Below are 17,350 nucleotides of genomic sequence, written 5' to 3'. Positions count from 1 at the left end.
GTGGGCTCCTCAGGGGCGGGTGACGTCGGAGTGGCGGGCGATGGTGGCGGCCGCTCGCCGCACCCCGCAGACGTGGGTGCGTGGCACAAGATCCTCGAGGAAGCCGTAGCGCCCGGCAAGCTCGATGGAAGTGGGGTTGCCCTCGGCGGCGCAGGCACGGGTGCGGCGCCACCAGTCCCCGATGTCGCCCCAGCCCGGCGCGGCGAGCGACCCGCCGAACTCGTGGACGGCGAGTGCGGCCGACACCCCGGCGAACCGCAGCCGGTGTTCGAGGGGCCAGCCCGCGATGGTGCCGAGCACGAGCGCCGCGCCGAACACGTCGCCCGCTCCCGTGGGGTCGAGGGCGTCCACGGGGAGCGCAGGCACCTCCGCCAGCTCCCCGGTGACGCCGTCGATCGCGATGGCGCCCTCACCGCCCAGCGTGACGACCGCGAGCGGCACGTGCTCGGCGAGTGCGCGCAGCGCCGCCCGCGGGGTGTCGGTGCGGGTGTAGTGCATGGCCTCGACGGCGTTGGGCATGAAGGCGTCGCACCCGGCGAGCGTGCTCAACAGCCTCGGGTCCCATTCGCCGGTGGGGTCCCAGCCGGCATCGGCGAACACGAGCGCGCCCTCCTGCCGCGACCGCGCCACCCAGGACGGGAGTACGGGCTCGGCGGCGCCCTCGCCGATGCTGGTGATCACGGCCCGGCAGCGCGGCGGCACGCCGATCAGCTCGTCGGTGCCGATCGGCAGCTCGTGGCCGTGGGTGACCATGCTGCGGTCGCGCTGCACGGCCAGGGAGACGGTGACCGGGGAGTGCCACCCGGCGAAGCGCCGGGACCGGGACAGCTCGACGCGCTCCTGCTCGGCGAGGGTCTGCCAGAGGAAGTCGGCGTAGACGTCGTCGCCGAACCCGGCGGCGAGGCTCGTGCGCAGGCCCAACCGGGCGGTGGCCACCGCGAGGTTGGCGATGCCGCCGGGGCAGGAGGCCATCCCGGACGCCCACACCTCGGTGCCCGCGGCGGGTGCCGTGGGCAGCCCGGCGAAGACGATGTCGAGGAACACGGTGCCGGACATGAACACGTCGACGGCGGGCGAGTCGGCGTCACGCAGGTCGGCGAGCGGGTCCCACAACACAGGTTCGTGCGGCGTGTCCACGATCGCGCTGGTCAACTGCTGCACCACCTATCCATTCGGTTGGTCTGTCCGGATAGTGCCGGTGGGCTGCGTACATGGCAACCACATGTGCGCGAATTTGCGCAGACGTGACGAAACCTGCGTGCTGTTGGCTGTTCGCCCGCGTGGCACTGCGTTACGGTGTGCGCGTGCTTCCGGCGAGCCGTCACGGGGAGATCCTCCGCCTGGTGCGGTCCTCCGGCGTGGTCTCCGTGGAGGCGCTGGCCGAGAACCTCGGCGTGAGCCCGTCCACGATCCGGCGCGACCTGCACTCGCTCGACGCCGACGGAGCGCTGCGCCGGGTCCGGGGCGGCGCCGGATGCGTCCACGACGACGACCCGGTGCCGTTCGCCCAGGTGGCGACCGTGGCCGCCGACGAGAAGGAGCGCGTCGCCCGCGTCGCGGCCGAGCTCGTCAGCGACGGGGATGTGGTGCTGCTCGACATCGGCACCACCACCGCGCGGCTCGCGCGGGCGCTGCGGGGCCGGCGGATCACGGTGATCACGAGCAGCCTCGCCGTCGTCGACGAGCTGCGTTCCGACCCGGCCGTGGAGCTGCTCGTGCTCGGCGGCATCCTGCGCCGCAACTACCACTCCCTCGTCGGCATGCTCACCGAGCAGGCCCTGCACGAGGTGCGTGCCCACCGGCTGTTCCTCGGCACGAGCGGCATCGCGCGCAGCGGCCAGGTGCGGGACTCGACGCTCGTCGAGGTGCCGGTCAAGCGGGCGATGATCGAGGCGGCCGAGCAGACCGTCGTGGTGGCCGACCGCGGGAAGTTCCCGGGCACCGGGCTGCTCACCGTCTGCGGACCGGAGGAGGTCGACGTGGTCGTCACGAACGAAGGGGCCGACGCCGAGACGCTCGCCGCGTGCGCCGCGGCCGGCACCGAGATCCGCCTGGCGCCCCGTGCCGGGGGTCCACCGCATACCTCGACGGCCCAGCTTCCCGCTGAGCGCACCGGCGAACCGCCCGAGTACGCCCAGTACGAGGACGGCCCGCCGGCCCACTCAGCGGAAGCCCGGATCCGCCGATCCACGCACCGGACCCCCGGCGCGGGGCGCTGGTGAAACTCACCGTTCTCGGCGGCGGCGGGTTCCGCGTGCCGCTCGTCTACCAGGCGCTCGGAGACGCCTCTCCGATCAGCGAGGTCGTCCTGCACGACGTGGCGCCCGAGCGGCTCACCGCGATCCGGGCCGTGCTCGAGCAGTTCGGCGGCGGCCCGGTGGTGCGGGCCACCACGGACCTGGACGACGCACTGGCCGGCGCACGGTTCGTGTTCTCCGCGATCCGGGTGGACGGGCTCGCCGGGCGCACGGTGGACGAGCGGGTGGCGCTGTCCTGTGGCGTGCTGGGCCAGGAGACCACCGGCCCCGGCGGGATCGCCTTCGGCCTGCGAACGGTGCCGGTCGCGCTGCGCGTCGCCGAGCGGGTGGCCGCGCTGGCACCGGACGCCTGGGTCATCAACTTCACCAACCCCGCCGGGATGATCACCGAGGCCATGCAGCGGGTGCTGGGCGAGCGGGTGGTGGGCATCTGCGACTCCCCGATCGGGCTCGCGACGCGGGCGGCCCGGGCGCTCGGGATCGGCGCCGGCGGCGAGCAGGTGGTCGAGTACGTCGGTCTCAACCACCTGGGCTGGCTGCGCGGGCTGCGGGTGGACGGCGTGGACCGGCTGCCCGACCTGCTGGCCGACGACGCCGCGCTCGACTCCATCGAGGAGGTGCGGCTCGTGGGCGCCGACTGGGTGCGGGCCATCGGCGCGCTGCCCAACGAGTACCTCTACTACTTCTACCGCGCCCGCGAGGCGGTGGCGGCCATCCGCGAGGCGGGGAGCACGCGCGGGGAGTACCTGCTCACCCAGCAGGATCGGTTCTACGCCGAGACCGCCGCCGACCCCGCCGGCGCGCTGGAGCGGTGGACGCGCGTCCGCGCGGAGCGCGACGCCAGCTACATGGCCGAGAGCCGGGAGGCGAGCGGCGCGGGCGAGCGCGCGGCCGAGGACGTCGCGGGCGGCGGGTACCAGCAGGTGGCCCTCGAGCTGATGGCGGCGCTGTCCGGGGGAGTACCGCAAACCATGATCCTCGACGTCCGCAACGGCGCCGCGGTGCCCGGGCTCCCCGCCGACGCGGTGGTGGAGGTGCCCTGCCTGGTCGGTGCCCACGGCGTCACACCGCTGGCCACCGCGCCGTTGCCCGGCGCCATGCTGGGACTGCTGCAGCAGGTCAAGGCGGTGGAGCAGGACACGATCGAGGCGGCCGTCACCGGGTCGCCGACGCTCGCGCTGCGGGCCTTTGCCCAGCACCCGCTCGTCGACTCGGTGGGCGTGGCGCAGGACCTGCTGCGCGGCTATCGCGAGCGGCTGCCGGGACTCGATGCGGTGTTCACCACCTTCGGAGATGCAGAATCTGATATTCTGAACCCATGAGGGAGATGACGGCCTCCGAGGCGTCGCGCAACTTCTCCGCCGTGCTGGACGCCACGGAGAAGGGGCAGACGGTCGTCGTCACCCGCTCCGGCCGGCGCGTGGCGCTGATCGCGCCTGCACCCCGTGCGAACGGGGGCGCGGTGCTGGACCTGTTCGCACGTTGGCGCGATCATCCCGCGCTCGACGATGCCTTCGCGCTCCAGGTCGACGCGGCGCGTAGCGGGGCATCCGCCGAGCTGGACTCCGATCCGTGGCGCGACTGATCCTCGACACCGGGGTCCTCGTCGCCGGCGCCCGCGGGCAAGCGCTCGCCGGGATGGCGGCCGCCGACGACGTCTGCATCGCGGCGATCGCCGTGGCCGAGTACCTGGCCGGCACACTGCTCGACCCGGATCCGGGACGGTCCGCGGCGCAACGAGCCTTCCTGGACGACGTGCTGCAGCTGGTGCCGGTGCTCGAGTACGACGAGGACGTTGCAGAGCACCATGCCGCGCTGTTGGCGCACGTGCGGCAGACGGGCGAGCCGCGCGGCGCCCACGACCTCCTGCTCGCGGCCACCGCGCTCAGCTCGGGCCGCACCATCGTCACGACCGACGAGAAGGCCCGGTTCTCCGACCTCCCCGGGGTTGATGCCCGCGTCGTCAGACCTTGAGGTCCCTCCGCAGCTTCGCGACGTGCCCGGTGGCCCGCACGTTGTAGAACGCCTGCTCGATCTTCCCGTCCGGGCCGACCACGAACGTCGACCGGATGACGCCGGTGACGGTCTTGCCGTACAGCTTCTTCTCCCCGAAGGCGCCCCAGGCGGTGAGGACCTCCTTGTCGACGTCGGAGAGCAGCGGGAACGTCAGGCCCTCGGCGTCGCGGAACTTCACCAGCTTCGCCTGCCCGTCCGGCGAGATCGCGAGCACGTCGAGCCCGGCGTCACCGAGGTCGGCGAGGTTGTCGCGGAAGTCGCAGGCCTGCTTCGTGCAGCCCGGCGTGCTGGCAGCCGGGTAGAAGTAGACGATCACGCGGCGGCCGCGGTGGTCCGACAGGGACACGGGCTTGCCGTCCGCATCGGGAAGAGTGAACTCGGGAGCCGTGTCGCCGGGGGCCAGACGGGTCGTCATGCCGCGATACTGGCACCCGTGCCGCTGATCTACCGTGGCACCCTCCGCTATCCAAGTCGACCCGCAGCACCAGGAGGCGTCGTGCCCCGCGACCCGGACACCATCCAGCGCGAGATCGAGCAGACCAGGGACGCGCTCGCCGACAGCCTCGACGAGCTCTCGGAGCGGGCCCACCCGAAGCACCTGGTGGCGGCGGGCAAGGAGAGCGTGCAGCACCGCCTCTCCGACCCGCGGATCCGCTACGGCCTGATGGCGATCGGCGCGATCCTGGTGCTGGCGCTGCTCCGCAAGCTCTTCCGCTGATTCTCCGATCACAGCATGGGGGCTTTGCTCCGGTTCAACCGGAGCAAAGCCACCTTGCTGCAGTTCCGGGGCGAGCTGCGGGCCTCAGGTGAGGGCCGCAGCCATCGCGCGCGCCTCCGACGCCGCAGCGCCTGCTGCCACCAGGGGGCGGTAGCGGGCCACCAGGCGGGCGGCGCCGAAGCCCACCACCGCCACCACCCGGTCGCCTGCGACGTACGCCGCCACCGTGCCGCGCACGGGACCGCCGTCGAAACCCGCGCCGTGCAGCGGCACGACCTCGTCGCCGCCGAGCTCCGGCCGCCCCACGACCTGGATCTTGAGGCCGAACTGGTCGGACCAGCAGTAGGGCACCGTGGTGGGCGGGGGTGGGGCGGAGAGCACGTCCCGGGCCGCGATGGCGGCCTGGTCGCCCGCGCTGGTCCAGTGCTCGTGGCGGTGGCGGGCACCGGTCACCGGGTCGTCCCACGACGCGACGTCCCCGACCGCCCACACGTTCTCCAGGCCGTGGACCCGCCCGGTGGGGCCGCAGGCGAGGCCGCGGGACGTGTCGAGGCCGAGGCCGGCCAACCAGTCCAGCCGCGGCACGCCGCCGATGCCGACGACCGCGGCCTCCGCGGCGACCTGCCTGCCGTCGGCGAGCTCGACCGCCACCCCGCCGGACGCGTCCACGAAACGGGTGATCTTCGCGCCGGTGTGCAGCTCGGCGCCGCTCTCGGTGATCAGCCGTCCGGCCAGGGGGCCCACCTGCGGCCCGAGCGCGTGGGCGGCGGGTACGTCGAGCGCCTCCACGACGGTGACGGCGGTGCCACGGGTGCGCGCGGAGCTCGCCACCTCGGCCCCGATGAACCCGGCGCCGACCACGAGCAGCGTGGCCGCGGTCTCCAGGGTGGCGCGCAGGGCGAGCGCGTCGTCGAGGGTGCGCAGCGTGTGCACCTGCGCGGGCTGGTCCGGCAGCTCCCGGGCGACGAGCCCGGTGGCGATCACGACGGCGTCGCCGTGCAGCGCCGCCCCGTCGGCCAGCTCGAGCTCGTGCCCCCGGTCGCCGGGACGCAGGGCGATCGCGGGGTTGCCGAGGTGGGTGCGGACGCCGAGCTCGTCGAACGTGTCGGGCTCGGCCAGCGCGGTGCGCTGCGGGTCCCATTCGCCGGTGAGCACCTGCTTCGACAGCGGTGGCCGGTCGTAGGGCGGCCGCGACTCGGCGCCGACGAGGCTGATCCGGCCCTGCAGCCCGGCCGAGCGCAGCTGCTGTGCCGTGCGCAGCCCACCCAGCCCGGCACCGATGATCACCACGTGCTCCGGCTGACCGGTCATGATGTTCCCCCTCGGCCGGAATTGTGTCGCAGCGCTCAGCCGACGCGCGTCTCGGGGTCCAGCCGGGTGCGTAGCCGGTCGAGGGTCTGGGCGAGGAGCCGGGACACGTGCATCTGGGATATGCCGACCCGGTCGGCGATCTGGGTCTGGGTCATGTTGCCGAAGAACCGCAGCAGCACGATCGTCCGCTCGCGCTCGGCGAGCTCGGCGAGCACGGGGCGCAACGCCTGGCGGAAGTCGACGCGGTCGAGCTCGGCGTCGGCCTCTCCCACCAGCTCGCCGACGGTGGCGCTGCCCTGCTCGGAGGAGAGCATCTCGTCCAGCGACGAGCTCCGGTACGCCTCCGAGGCCTCCAGTCCCTCCAGCACCTCGGAGACCGGTACCCCGAGCCGTTCGGCGATCTCGGTGGGCTTCGGCGCGCGGCCGAGGCTCTGCGACAGCTCGGACACGGCGCCGTTGATCGAGACGTGCAGGTCCTTCAGCCGCCGCGGCACGCGCATCGACCAGCCGAGGTCGCGGAAGTGCCGCCGGACCTCGCCGCTGATGGTGGGCACGGCGAACGAGAAGAAGTCGGTGCCGCGGTCGGGCGCGTAGCGGTCGATCGCGTTGATCAACCCGACGGTGGCGACCTGAACGAGGTCGTCGAGGGGCTCACCGCGGTTGGAGAAGCGGCGGGCGATGTGCTGGGCCACCGGGAGGAACCCCCGCACGAGCTCGTCCCGCAGCTTCTCCCGGTCCGGGTGGTCGGCCGGCAGCGCGGAATAGCGTTCGAGGAGGGGCGAGAGGTGTCCGTACTCGGGGTCTGCTCGGGTCACCGCATCACGTCGCCGGAGCGCTTGTCCAACCGGATGCCCACGGTCGGGCCGGTACCGTCGACGCCGGGGTCGTGGTGCACCGTGACCTCGTCGGCGAGGGTCTGCAGCACCCGCCAGCCGAAGGTGTCGGTGGACACCACGGCCTCGACGTGCTTGGTCTGCACCTGTGCGTGCACCTCGATGCGTTCGGGACGCACCAGGAACGTGCAGCGCAGCCAGGAGGTGGGGGCTGCGACGTCGACGAGCGTGGCGCAGGCCTCGTCCACGGCCATCCGCAGGTCGGAGATGGCGTCGAGGTCGAAGTCGGCTCGAGCGGCCAGGTCGGAGGCTACGGCGCGGATGGTCGGGATCAGCGCGGCGCTCGCCGACGTCCGGACCTCCACGGTCGATGCCCCGTCGAGTGCGTCGGCGGGCGAGGGGGAGTCCAGGTCGGACACGCTGCCGGGTCTCCTTCCGGTCTCCTCAGGTGCGGTCACCGCACCGGCTGCTTCATCTTGCTACCTGGTCGTTGCGGGTTCAATCGCGCCCCCCGCACGCGGAGTCCGCGTCGGAGTGCAGATCGAACAGGGCGGCGGTGCCGGTGACCTCGAGCGGGCGGCGCACCGCGCGGCTGGTGATGACCAGCCGCAACCGGATCCCGCGGTCCTCGGCCCGATGGGCCGCCGAGATCATCGCAGCGAGACCGCTCGACGCGAGGAACCGCACTTCGGTGAGGTCCATCACGAGAACCTCGCCCGAAGCGGTCAGCAGCTCCTCGATGGCGGCCGTGAACGCGGGTGCGGTGAGCGTGTCGATCTCGCCTCGCACCGCGAGGACGGCCGTGTCCGGATTCGGCCGGGTCAGCGTGGCGTCGAGGACCTCGGGGCCGGGCCGGCCCGAATCATCCATGTCTCACCTCCGCCTCGCCGCGCGAACCCTACCCCGCGCCACCGGTGCCAAGGGGTGCGTCACCCGCTTAGGCTGCGGTCGTGTCCGAGACGTCTGATGAGGTGAAGCTGGCGACCCTCCGCGAACGCGTGCGCGCCGAGCCGCGACTGCTGGTCGCCTACTCCGGCGGGGTCGACTCGGCGCTCGTGGCGGCCGTCGCCGCGCAGGAGCTCGGGGAACGGGCCGTGGCCGTCACGGCGGTGTCGGCGAGCCTGCCCCGCAGCGAGCGTGCGGCCGCGCGGGCGTTCGCCACGGCGCACGGCATCGCCCACGTCGAGGTCGCCACCGACGAGCTCGACCGGCCCGAGTACGTCGCCAACGCCGGGGACCGCTGCTACCACTGCAAGTCCGCGCTCTTCGACGCGCTCGCGCCGCTGGCCGCGCTCTCCGGGGCCCGGATCGCGCTCGGCACCAACACCGACGACCTCGGCGACCACCGGCCGGGTCAGGCCGCGGCGGTCGCGCGCGGCGCGATCGCCCCGCTGCTCGACGCCGGGTTCGGCAAGTCCGACGTGCGCCGCGTCAGCGCGGCCCTCGGCCTCGCCACGGCGGAGAAGCCGGCCGCCGCGTGCCTCTCGTCGCGGGTGGCGTACGGCGACCCGGTCACCGCGGAGGTCCTGCGCCGCATCGAGCTGGCCGAGGAGGAGGTGCGTGGCCTCGGCTTCCCGGTCTGCCGCGTGCGGGCGCACGGCAACGGCGCGGTGGCCCGCGTCGAGGTACCGGCCGAGGACGTGGCTCGGGCCGCCGACCTGCGCTCCGAGCTGGACCGGGCCGTCCGCGGAGCCGGTTTCGAGTTCTGCGCGCTCGACATGCAGGGGTTCGCCAGTGGGCGGATGAACGTGCTCCTGGGGATGCCGACCTCCCGATGATGGCTGACGATGAGGCCCGCGAGCACGCCGGAGCGGAGCGGAGGCAATCAAGCGCCGGCTTCGAGGATCTGGGTTTCGCGCGGCCCGACACCGACCGGGAGGCGCGGCTCGGCCTCCCCGAGGTCGTGTACGGGCCGGGGAAGACGGTCGAGCAGGTCGTCGGGGTGGTGCGGTCGCTGCTCGCGGGCAACGACGGTCCGGTGCTGGTCACCCGCGTCACCGGCGAGGACGCGGCCGAGGTGGGCGCCGCCGTCGAGGGCGGCAGCTACGACGCCGTGGCCCGGCTCCTGGTGTGGCGTCCCGCTCCGCCGCGGCCGTTCCGCGTGGTCGTCGCGTCGGCCGGCACCTCCGACTGGCCCGTGGCGGCCGAGGCGGCCGCCGTGGCCACGGCGATCGGCCTGCAGGTGCAGGAGCTTCGGGACGTCGGGGTCGCCGGCGTGCACCGGCTGCTCGCCGAGACCGGGACGCTCGCCGCGGCCGACGCGGTGATCGTGGTGGCCGGGATGGAGGGCGCGCTGCCCAGCGTCGTCGGCGGGTTGGTGGGTTGCCCGGTCATCGCGGTACCGACCTCGGTCGGGTACGGGGCGGTGTTCGAGGGCGTCACGCCGCTGCTGGCGATGCTCAGCTCCTGCGCGGCCGGGGTGGTGGTCGTGAACATCGACTCGGGTTTCGGGGCGGCGATCGCCGCGCACCGCATGGCCCAGCGGGTTCCCCGGTGATCCTCTGGCTCAACCCGTTCAGCGGGATCTCCGGCGACATGCTGCTGGGCGCGCTGCTCGACCTCGGCGCCCCCGTCGACGGCGTGCGGGCCGCGGTGGCCCGCACCGGCCTGGACGGCTGGGAGCTCGGGGCCGAGCGCGTCACGCGCGGCGGGATCGGGGCCACGAGGGCCGTCGTCGAGGTCACCGACACCGCCACCGAGCGGCATGCGGCCGAGCTGCTCGCGCGGGTCGCCGACGTGCCGGTCGCGGCGCGCGCCGTGCGGGAGATCGCCGAGGTGGAGGCCGGGATCCACGGCATCGACCCGGCCCGGGTGCACCTGCACGAGATCGGCGGTCTGGACACCGTGGTCGACACGGTCGGCGTGGCCGCGGCGCTGGAGCTCCTCGGCGTCACCGAGGTGCACTGCGGGCCGCTCGCGCTCGGCTCCGGCACCGTCGCCACCAGGCACGGCGTGTTGCCGGTGCCCGCGCCGGCCACCGCGGAGCTGCTGGCCCGGGCCGGCGCCCCGGTCGTCGGGGCGGGTGAGGGCGAGACCGTGACGCCCACCGGGGCGGCCCTGCTGGTCGCGGCGGGGGCGCGGTTCGGCGCGCTGCCGGCGATGGCGCTGCGCGGCGTCGGGTACGGGGCGGGTGGGCGCGACCCGGCGGGCCGGGCCAACGTGCTGCAGGCGATGCTCGGCGACGCCGCCGGCCGCGTCGAGCAGATGCTGCTGCTGGAGACGAACGTCGACGACGTCACCGGCGAGGTGCTCGGCCACCTCGTCGCGCGACTGCTCGACGCGGGTGCGGCGGACGCGTGGCTCTCGCCGATCGTGATGAAGAAGGGGAGGCCGGCCCACACCGTCCACGTGCTGGTGGCCGCCGACCGTGCGGCCGGCTGCGAGCGCGTCGTGCTCGCCGAGACCGGCAGCCTGGGCCTTCGCCGCTCGCCGGTGGACCGCGCCGCCCTGCCCCGGCACACGACCACGGTGGACGTGGACGGCCACCCGATCCGGCTCAAGCACGGGCCGTGGGGTGTGAAGCCCGAGCACGACGACGTGGCGGCGGCGGCAGCGGCCCTTGACCTCCCGCTGCGCGAGGTGGCCCGCCGCGCGGTGGCGGCCCGGCCGTAGGTCGTGATCTCGTTGGTCGGGGACCGGCCGGGATGGCGGCGCGGACCCGCGCATGATCGATGCCAGGTGCGGGGTCTCGCCGTCACGGGGACGCTGAGCGGGGTCTCGCACCGATCAACGGCGGATGATCGGTCCGAGATGCGCCGTTGCGCCCCATGGAGGACGCACATCCGCACATCGCAGCGATCATCCGGCGGTCCGGGCGTCGGGCTAGACATCGGACGTTTACCTGCTCACACATCAGAGGAGCTGCGTTGACCAGGTGAGCGGCCACACATAGCCTCGGGTGGCAGGCCGCGCACAAGGGGGTACGTCGTGAGCACGCATCTCGGCCCGTTCGAGGCCGTCCGGGAACTCACCTACGACGTGCCGTTCCCGCGGCTGTTGCCGGTGCGGCAGCGGTTCGACCCGGGACGGGTCGCCGACGTGGCGGCGGCCACGGCGCAGGCGCTCGAACCGGTGCGCGCACGGATCCGCCCCGGCATGACCGTCGCGATCACGGCGGGCAGTCGCGGGATCCACGACAAGCCCGCGGTGGTGCGCGCGGCCGGGCAGTGGCTGCGCGCGGCGGGGGCCGAGCCGTTCGTGGTGCCGGCGATGGGCTCGCACGGCGGTGCCACGGCCGAGGGTCAGGTGGAGCTGCTCGCCGACCTCGGGATCACCGAGGACAGCGTCGGCATGCCGATCCGCGCCACGATGGAGACCGTCGAGCTGGACCGCCTGCCCGACGGCCCCGCCGTGCACCTCGACGCCAACGCCGCCAAGGCCGACGGCATCCTCGCGATCAACCGGGTCAAGGCCCACACCGACTTCCAGGGCGACGTCGAGAGCGGCCTCGCCAAGATCATCGCGATCGGGCTGGGGAAGCAGCGCGGCGCGGAGGGCATCCACCGGTTCGGCCCGGCCAACCTGGCCGTCTGGGTGCCGCGGGTCGCGCGCCGGATCGTCGACACCGGCAAGGTGCTCGGCGGCCTCGCGATCGTCGAGAACGCCTACGACCGCGCCGCCCGCATCGAGCTCCTGGACGCCCCCGACATCGCGGGTGCCGCCGAGAGCGCGCTCCTCGCGGACGCCAAGCGCCGCATGGCCACCCTGCCGTTCGACGAGATCGACGTCGCGGTGATCGACGAGATGGGCAAGAACTACTCCGGCGCCGGGATGGACACCAACGTCATCGGCCGGATGATGATCCGCGGCAGCGCCGAGTTCGAGCGCCCGCGCATCCGCAACATCGCCGTGCTGGACGTCAGCGACGCATCGCACGGCAACGCCGTCGGCCTCGGCCTCGCCGACTTCGTGCCGTTCCGGCTGCTGGAGCGCGTCGACCTGCGCAGCGTCTACATCAACGCGATGACCTCCGGCCTGGGTGGTCCGCAGCGCGCGCAGATCCCGATGGCGTTCGCCACCGACCGCGACACGATCGCGGCGGCCGTGGCCACCTGCGGGCGGGCGGACGTCGCCGCGCTCACGTTCGTGCGCATGCACAACACGCTCGACCTCGAGCACCTGCTGGTCTCGGAGTCGCTGCGGGAGGCGGTCGACGCCGACCAGAACCTGGAGATCACCGGAGACGCCGTACCGATGGCGTTCGACGAGGAGGGACGGCTGCTGCCGTGGCAGTGACACCTGTCAGCATCGGACGGCGAGGAGAGCCGAGCGTCCGGCTGCACTCGGCCGACAACGTGATCGTGGCCGCCCGGGCCCTGGCCGCGGGCACCACCCTGGACGGGGTGACGCTGCGCCGGGACGTCCCGGCCGGCCACAAGATCGCCACGGCGGAGATCGCCGCGGGGGAGCCCGTCCGCAAGTACAACCAAATCATCGGCTTCGCCACCGGGGAGATCCGGCCCGGTGACCACGTGCACACGCACAACGTCGCGTTCCAGATGTTCGAGCGCGACTACGCGGTGGGCGCCGACGTCACGCCGACCGAGTACGTGCCGGAGTCGGAGCGCGCGACGTTCGAGGGCATCGTGCGGGCCGACGGCAAGGTCGCCACCCGCAACTACCTGGGCATCCTGACGTCCGTCAACTGCTCGGCGCACACCGCGAAGATGATCGCCGACCAGTTCCGCAGGCCGGGCCGGCTCGACGCCTTCCCGAACGTCGACGGCGTCGTGGCGCTCACCCACGGCACCGGCTGCGGCATGGCCGACGACGGCGAGGGCATCGCGGTGCTGCGCCGCACGCTCGCCGGCTACGCCGAGCACCCCAACTTCGCCGGGTTCCTCATGCTCGGCCTGGGCTGCGAGGTCAACCAGATCCGAGGCGTGTCGGAAGGGTGGCGGCTCGACCCGTCGCGGCCCGTCGCCACGATGACGATCCAGGAGCAGGGCGGCACCGTCGCCACCGTCCGGGCGGGTGTCGAGGCGCTCGAGGCGATGCTGCCGCGGGCCAACGAGGCCACCCGCACGCCCGTGCCGGTCAGCGAGCTCGTGCTCGGCCTCAACTGCGGCGGCTCCGACGCCTACTCGGGCATCACCGCCAACCCCGCGCTCGGCGCGGCCGTCGACATCCTGGTGCGCCACGGCGGCACCGCCGTGCTCGGCGAGACGCCGGAGATCTACGGCGCCGAGCACCTGCTCACGCGGCGCGCGGTGAGCCCGGAGGTCGCGGAGAAGCTCGTCGACCAGATCCACTGGTGGGAGCGGTACGTCGCGAAGAACAACGGGTCGATGGACAACAACCCCTCGCCGGGCAACAAGGCGGGCGGCCTGACCACGATCCTGGAGAAGTCGCTCGGCGCCGTCGCCAAGGGCGGCACGACGAACCTCACCGGCGTCTACGGCTACGCGGAGAAGGTCACCGCGAAGGGCTTCACGTTCATGGACACGCCCGGCTACGACCCGGTGTCGGTCACCGGGATCGTGGCGGGCGGGGCCACCGTCATGTGCTTCACCACCGGCCGCGGCTCGGTGCTGGGGTGCAAGCCGACGCCCAGCATCAAGCTCGCCACCAACACCGAGATGTACGAGCGCATGGCCGGCGACATGGACGTCAACTGCGGCGTGATCCTCTCCGAGGGTGAGTCGGTGCAGGCGGTGGGGGAGCGGCTGTTCCGGTTCATCCTCGACACCGCGTCGGGGCGCAAGACGTTCAGCGAGGAGCTGGGCTTCGGACAGGAGGAGTTCGTGCCGTGGCAGCTGGGTGCGGTGATGTGACGATGCTGGACTTCTCCGGCCAGGTCGTCCTGGTCACCGGCGCGGGCAGCGGGATCGGCGCCGCCGTCGCCGCGGCCTTCGGCCGGCACGGCGCGCACGTCGTCGTCCACTACGGGCACAACCGCGACGGCGCCGAGAAGGTCGCCGGCGGGATCCAGGAGGCGGGCGGCTCGGCGTCCGTCGTCTCCGCCGACCTCTCCTCGGCGGCCGGGGCCACCCGCCTCGTCGACGAGGTCGCCGCCGCGCACGGGCGGCTGGACGTGCTGGTCAACAACGCGGGTGACCTGCTGGGCCGCATGTCGATCGCGGAGATGACCGACGAGCACTTCGCCCGCGTCATGGACCTCAACATGACCTCCGTGTTCGCCGCGTGCCGGCAGGTCGTCCCCGTGATGAGCGCCCGGGGCAGCGGCGCGATCGTCAACCTCACGTCGATCGCGGCCCGCACCGGCGGCGCGGGTGGCTCGGTGGCGTACGCGACGAGCAAGGGCGCCGTCAGCACGTTCACCCGGGGCCTCGCCAAGGAGCTCGCCCGGGACGGGATCCGCGTGAACGCCGTGGCGCCCGGCGTGATCACGACGCCGTTCCACGAGCGGCACACCCCGCCGCAGCAGATGGACGCGATGGTCGCCGGCATCCCGATGGGGCGCGCCGGCACCCCCGAGGAGTGCGTCGGCACCGTGCTGTTCCTGGCCTCCGCGGCCATGAGCGGCTACGTCACCGGCCAGGTGATCGAGGTCAACGGAGGGCAGCTCACGCCATGACGCTCCGCAGCCAGGCATGGTTCGACAACCCCGGGAACCCCGGCATGACTGCCCTCTACATCGAGCGGTACATGAACTGGGGACTGACGCGCGAGGAGCTGCAGTCCGGCAAGCCGATCATCGGGATCGCGCAGACCGGCTCCGACCTCGCCCCCTGCAACCGCCACCACCTCGTGCTCGCCGACCGGGTGCGCGAGGGCATCCGGGAGATGGGCGCGCTCGCGTTCGAGTTCCCGGTGCACCCCATCCAGGAGACCGGCAAGCGGCCCACCGCCGCGCTCGACCGCAACCTCGCGTACCTGGGGCTGGTCGAGGTGCTGTACGGCTACCCGCTCGACGGCGTCGTGCTCACCACCGGCTGCGACAAGACCACCCCGGCCTGCCTCATGGCCGCGGCCACCGTGGACATCCCGGCGATCGTGCTGTCCGGCGGGCCCATGCTGAACGGCTGGTACAACGGCGAGCGCACCGGCTCGGGCACGATCGTCTGGAAGGCGCGCGAGATGCTGGCCGCCGAGGAGATCGACCAGGCCGAGTTCGTGGAGATGGTGGCCTCGTCGGCGCCGTCGCCGGGGCACTGCAACACGATGGGCACCGCCTCCACGATGAACGCGCTCGCCGAGTCGCTCGGGATGAGCCTGCCCGGTTCGTCGGCGATCCCGGCGCCCCACCGCGACCGCGCCCGCAACGCCTACCTCACCGGGCGGCGGATCGTCGAGATGGTGCACGAGGACCTCAAGCCGTCCGACGTCATGACCCGGGAGGCGTTCGAGAACGCGATCGTCGTCAACTCCGCGATCGGCGGCTCCACCAACGCGCCGATCCACATCACGGCGGTGGCCAGGCACATGGGCGTCGAGCTGCCGATGGAGGACTGGCAGCGGCTGGGCCTCGAGATCCCGCTGATCGTCGACCTGCAGCCGGCCGGCAAGTACCTGGGCGAGGAGTTCCACCGCGCCGGCGGCGTCCCCGCCGTCGTCAACGAGCTGATGGCGCAAGGCCTCGTCCGCGAGGGCGCCCGCACCGTCAACGGGCGCACGATCGGCGAGAACTGCCGCGACACCGTGGCCACCGACCGCGACGTGATCCGCACGTTCGACAACGCCCTGGTGGACGACGCCGGGTTCCTGGTGCTGAAGGGCAATCTCTTCGACTGCGCGATCATGAAGACGAGCGTGATCTCGCCGGAGTTCCGGGAGCGCTACCTGTCCGACCCGGACCGCCCGAACGTCCTGGAAGGCCGCGCAGTCGTCTTCGATGGCCCCGAGGACTACCACCACCGCATCGAGGACCCCGAGCTCAAGATCGACGAGGAATGCCTGCTGTTCATGCGCGGTGCCGGCCCGCTCGGTTACCCGGGAGCGGCCGAGGTCGTCAACATGCAGCCGCCCGCGGAGCTGATCAAGCGGGGAGTGCACGCGCTGCCGTGCGTCGGCGACGGGCGCCAGTCCGGCACGTCCGGATCGCCGTCGATCCTCAACGCCTCCCCCGAGGCGGCGGCGGGCGGCGGGCTGGCGATCCTGCAGACCGGCGACCGCGTGCGAATCGACCTGAACGCCGGCACCGCGGACATGCTCGTGCCCGACGGGGAGCTGGCCGAGCGGCGCAGGCGCCTGGACGAGGGCGGCGGCTTCTCGATGCCGGCATCCCAGACGCCGTGGCAGGAGATCCAGCGGGGCATGGTGGACCAGCTCTCCGCGGGCATGGTCCTGAAGCCCGCGGTGGCCTACCAGCGCGTGGCGAGCAAGGGCCTGCCTCGCGACAACCACTGACCCGGCGGCCGGCATGGCCAGCAAGTTCACCGAGCTCGCGATCGACTGTGCCGATCCCGGCGGTCTCGCCCGGTTCTGGTGCGCGGTCCTCGGCTACGAGGTGGAGGACGAGGAGGACGGGATCGTCACGATCGGCTCGCCGCTGGTGCCCGAGGGCAAGGACCGCCCCGGCCCGGTGCCGCCGACGTTGACGTTCGCGCGCGTGCCGGAGGGCAAGACGGTCAAGAACCGGCTGCACCTCGACCTCAACCCGACCGACCGGGAGCAGGCCGCCGAGGTCCGTCGCCTGCTCGACCTGGGCGCCCGGCGCGCCGACGTCGGCCAGGGCGACGAGAGCTGGGTCGTCCTCGCCGACCCGGAGGGCAACGAGTTCTGCGTCCTCGCGGGCCGCTGTCCCTGATCCGGGACGCCGTGGGGTGACCTGCCTCATGAACCGTCACAGCCGCCGACCGGCGGGCGTCTTGATGCCGAACCTGGAACCGAAGGGGAGGCTCATGAACCTCGCATTGTGGATCGCCACCGGACTGCTGGCGGTGGTCGCCCTGGCCGGCGGCATCAGCAAGACGTTCGTCCCGAAGGAGAAGCTGGCGGCGCACGAAGGCGGGCGGTGGACCCGGGACGCCGGGGTCGGCTTCATCAAGACCCTCGGGGTCCTCGAGCTGCTGGCGGCGGTCGGTCTGATCCTGCCCGCCGTGCTCGGCATCGCCCCGGTCATGGTGGCGGTCACCGCCCTGTGCTGGGTCGTGCTCATGGTCGGCGCGATGATCACGCACGGCCGGTTCGGGCAGTACAAGCTCGTGCTGGTCAACCTGGCTTACCTCGCACTCGCGGCCTTCATCGCGTGGGGCCGTCTCGGCATCGAGTCCTTCACCGTCTGACCGGCGGGGCGGTCCCCGCCGCCGACG

Annotated in this window: 20 protein-coding genes; 14 read left to right on the top strand and 6 right to left on the bottom strand. The window is 73.1% G+C overall.

The features are described 5' to 3' along the window. Window positions 1-9: 9 nt before the first annotated feature. Window positions 10-1,161 (bottom strand): carbohydrate kinase family protein, encoded by a 1,152-nt coding sequence (locus ACU436_RS31265; protein WP_459030600.1) that lies wholly within the window; start codon window positions 1,159-1,161, stop codon window positions 10-12. A gap of 143 nt (window positions 1,162-1,304) precedes the next feature. Here ACU436_RS31265 and ACU436_RS31260 point away from each other — a divergent pair, with 143 nt between their 5' ends. Genes ACU436_RS31260 through ACU436_RS31245 form a run of 4 tightly spaced genes read left to right on the top strand, consistent with a single transcriptional unit; the run spans window position 1,305 to window position 4,232 of the window. After that, window positions 1,305-2,222 (top strand): DeoR/GlpR family DNA-binding transcription regulator, encoded by a 918-nt coding sequence (locus ACU436_RS31260; RefSeq protein ID WP_459030599.1) that lies wholly within the window; start codon window positions 1,305-1,307, stop codon window positions 2,220-2,222. Beyond that, complete coding sequence (locus ACU436_RS31255) at window positions 2,219-3,580, top strand: 6-phospho-beta-glucosidase (protein ID WP_459030598.1); 1,362 nt, start codon at window positions 2,219-2,221, stop codon at window positions 3,578-3,580. The genes ACU436_RS31260 and ACU436_RS31255 overlap by 4 nt, the downstream gene beginning before the upstream one ends. Beyond that, window positions 3,577-3,843: a type II toxin-antitoxin system Phd/YefM family antitoxin gene (locus tag ACU436_RS31250; RefSeq protein WP_459030597.1), complete on the top strand. Its 267-nt coding sequence runs from the start codon at window positions 3,577-3,579 to the stop codon at window positions 3,841-3,843. The genes ACU436_RS31255 and ACU436_RS31250 overlap by 4 nt, the downstream gene beginning before the upstream one ends. After that, window positions 3,831-4,232, top strand: coding sequence for a PIN domain-containing protein (locus ACU436_RS31245; protein ID WP_459030596.1), 402 nt, complete (start codon window positions 3,831-3,833; stop codon window positions 4,230-4,232). The genes ACU436_RS31250 and ACU436_RS31245 overlap by 13 nt, the downstream gene beginning before the upstream one ends. Here ACU436_RS31245 and bcp read toward each other — a convergent pair. After that, window positions 4,222-4,689 carry a thioredoxin-dependent thiol peroxidase gene (gene bcp, locus ACU436_RS31240; RefSeq protein ID WP_459030595.1) on the bottom strand — a complete coding sequence of 156 codons (468 nt, stop codon included), beginning with the start codon at window positions 4,687-4,689 and terminating at the stop codon, window positions 4,222-4,224. The two genes, ACU436_RS31245 and bcp, sit on opposite strands and share 11 nt — an antisense overlap. A gap of 81 nt (window positions 4,690-4,770) precedes the next feature. On the opposite strand from bcp, the gene ACU436_RS31235 reads away from it, so the two are divergent. After that, entirely contained in the window at window positions 4,771-4,992 is a 222-nt protein-coding gene (locus ACU436_RS31235) for a DUF3618 domain-containing protein (protein ID WP_459030594.1), read from the top strand. A gap of 84 nt (window positions 4,993-5,076) precedes the next feature. On the opposite strand, the gene ACU436_RS31230 is transcribed toward ACU436_RS31235, so the two are convergent. The 4 genes from ACU436_RS31230 to ACU436_RS31215 form a co-directional block, all read right to left on the bottom strand. Next, entirely contained in the window at window positions 5,077-6,303 is a 1,227-nt protein-coding gene (locus ACU436_RS31230; RefSeq protein ID WP_459030593.1) for an NAD(P)/FAD-dependent oxidoreductase, read from the bottom strand. A gap of 35 nt (window positions 6,304-6,338) precedes the next feature. Beyond that, window positions 6,339-7,118 carry a SigB/SigF/SigG family RNA polymerase sigma factor gene (locus ACU436_RS31225; protein ID WP_459030592.1) on the bottom strand — a complete coding sequence of 260 codons (780 nt, stop codon included), beginning with the start codon at window positions 7,116-7,118 and terminating at the stop codon, window positions 6,339-6,341. Continuing rightward, a complete protein-coding gene (locus tag ACU436_RS31220; protein ID WP_459030591.1) occupies window positions 7,115-7,555 on the bottom strand; it encodes an ATP-binding protein in 441 nt (146 codons plus the stop codon). Before ACU436_RS31220 ends, ACU436_RS31225 begins: the two co-directional genes overlap by 4 nt. Window positions 7,556-7,634: 79 nt before the next feature. Continuing rightward, window positions 7,635-8,006, bottom strand: a complete 372-nt coding sequence (locus ACU436_RS31215; protein ID WP_459030590.1) for an STAS domain-containing protein — start codon at window positions 8,004-8,006, stop codon at window positions 7,635-7,637. Window positions 8,007-8,086: 80 nt separating this feature from the next. Between ACU436_RS31215 and larE the strand changes: the two genes are divergently transcribed. The 9 genes from larE (at window position 8,087) to ACU436_RS31170 (ending at window position 17,323) form a co-directional block, all read left to right on the top strand. Next, complete coding sequence (gene larE, locus ACU436_RS31210; RefSeq protein ID WP_459030589.1) at window positions 8,087-8,914, top strand: ATP-dependent sacrificial sulfur transferase LarE; 828 nt, start codon at window positions 8,087-8,089, stop codon at window positions 8,912-8,914. Next, the gene (gene larB / locus ACU436_RS31205) at window positions 8,911-9,633 is read left to right on the top strand and encodes a nickel pincer cofactor biosynthesis protein LarB (RefSeq protein ID WP_459030588.1); all 723 of its coding nucleotides are present in this window, start codon (window positions 8,911-8,913) and stop codon (window positions 9,631-9,633) included. The genes larE and larB overlap by 4 nt, the downstream gene beginning before the upstream one ends. Beyond that, on the top strand, window positions 9,630-10,748 hold the full coding sequence (gene larC, locus ACU436_RS31200; RefSeq protein ID WP_459030587.1) for a nickel pincer cofactor biosynthesis protein LarC: 1,119 nt from the start codon (window positions 9,630-9,632) through the stop codon (window positions 10,746-10,748). The genes larB and larC overlap by 4 nt, the downstream gene beginning before the upstream one ends. Before the next feature lie 315 nt (window positions 10,749-11,063). Then, a complete protein-coding gene (locus ACU436_RS31195; RefSeq protein WP_459030586.1) occupies window positions 11,064-12,371 on the top strand; it encodes a nickel pincer cofactor-dependent isomerase, group 22 in 1,308 nt (435 codons plus the stop codon). Next, window positions 12,362-13,909: a UxaA family hydrolase gene (locus tag ACU436_RS31190; protein ID WP_459030585.1), complete on the top strand. Its 1,548-nt coding sequence runs from the start codon at window positions 12,362-12,364 to the stop codon at window positions 13,907-13,909. The genes ACU436_RS31195 and ACU436_RS31190 overlap by 10 nt, the downstream gene beginning before the upstream one ends. Continuing rightward, on the top strand, window positions 13,885-14,673 hold the full coding sequence (locus ACU436_RS31185) for an SDR family NAD(P)-dependent oxidoreductase (RefSeq protein ID WP_459030584.1): 789 nt from the start codon (window positions 13,885-13,887) through the stop codon (window positions 14,671-14,673). The genes ACU436_RS31190 and ACU436_RS31185 overlap by 25 nt, the downstream gene beginning before the upstream one ends. Window positions 14,674-14,717: 44 nt before the next feature. After that, window positions 14,718-16,445 carry an IlvD/Edd family dehydratase gene (locus ACU436_RS31180; protein WP_459030583.1) on the top strand — a complete coding sequence of 576 codons (1,728 nt, stop codon included), beginning with the start codon at window positions 14,718-14,720 and terminating at the stop codon, window positions 16,443-16,445. Between the two features lie 13 nt (window positions 16,446-16,458). Then, a complete protein-coding gene (locus tag ACU436_RS31175; protein WP_459030582.1) occupies window positions 16,459-16,845 on the top strand; it encodes a VOC family protein in 387 nt (128 codons plus the stop codon). Window positions 16,846-16,939: 94 nt separating this feature from the next. After that, window positions 16,940-17,323, top strand: a complete 384-nt coding sequence (locus ACU436_RS31170) for a DoxX family protein (RefSeq protein ID WP_459030581.1) — start codon at window positions 16,940-16,942, stop codon at window positions 17,321-17,323. Window positions 17,324-17,350 lie beyond the last annotated feature (27 nt).

This window comes from Pseudonocardia wallangbongensis (assembly GCF_054486945.1).
Note: the sequence above shows the minus strand (reverse complement) of the source record. Positions and strands in the feature narration are given on the sequence as shown.

Bases quoted from the DNA above. Each gene is read 5' to 3' on its own strand.
- ACU436_RS31250 (WP_459030597.1), top strand. From the start codon at position 3,577: ATGAGGGAGATGACGGCCTCCGAGGCGTCGCGCAACTTCTCCGCCGTG.
- bcp (WP_459030595.1), bottom strand. From the start codon at position 4,689: ATGACGACCCGTCTGGCCCCCGGCGACACGGCTCCCGAGTTCACTCTT.
- ACU436_RS31230 (WP_459030593.1), bottom strand. From the start codon at position 6,303: ATGACCGGTCAGCCGGAGCACGTGGTGATCATCGGTGCCGGGCTGGGT.
- ACU436_RS31215 (WP_459030590.1), bottom strand. From the start codon at position 8,006: ATGGATGATTCGGGCCGGCCCGGCCCCGAGGTCCTCGACGCCACGCTG.
- larB (WP_459030588.1), top strand. From the start codon at position 8,911: ATGATGGCTGACGATGAGGCCCGCGAGCACGCCGGAGCGGAGCGGAGG.
- ACU436_RS31180 (WP_459030583.1), top strand. From the start codon at position 14,718: ATGACTGCCCTCTACATCGAGCGGTACATGAACTGGGGACTGACGCGC.
- ACU436_RS31175 (WP_459030582.1), top strand. From the start codon at position 16,459: ATGGCCAGCAAGTTCACCGAGCTCGCGATCGACTGTGCCGATCCCGGC.
- ACU436_RS31170 (WP_459030581.1), top strand. From the start codon at position 16,940: ATGAACCTCGCATTGTGGATCGCCACCGGACTGCTGGCGGTGGTCGCC.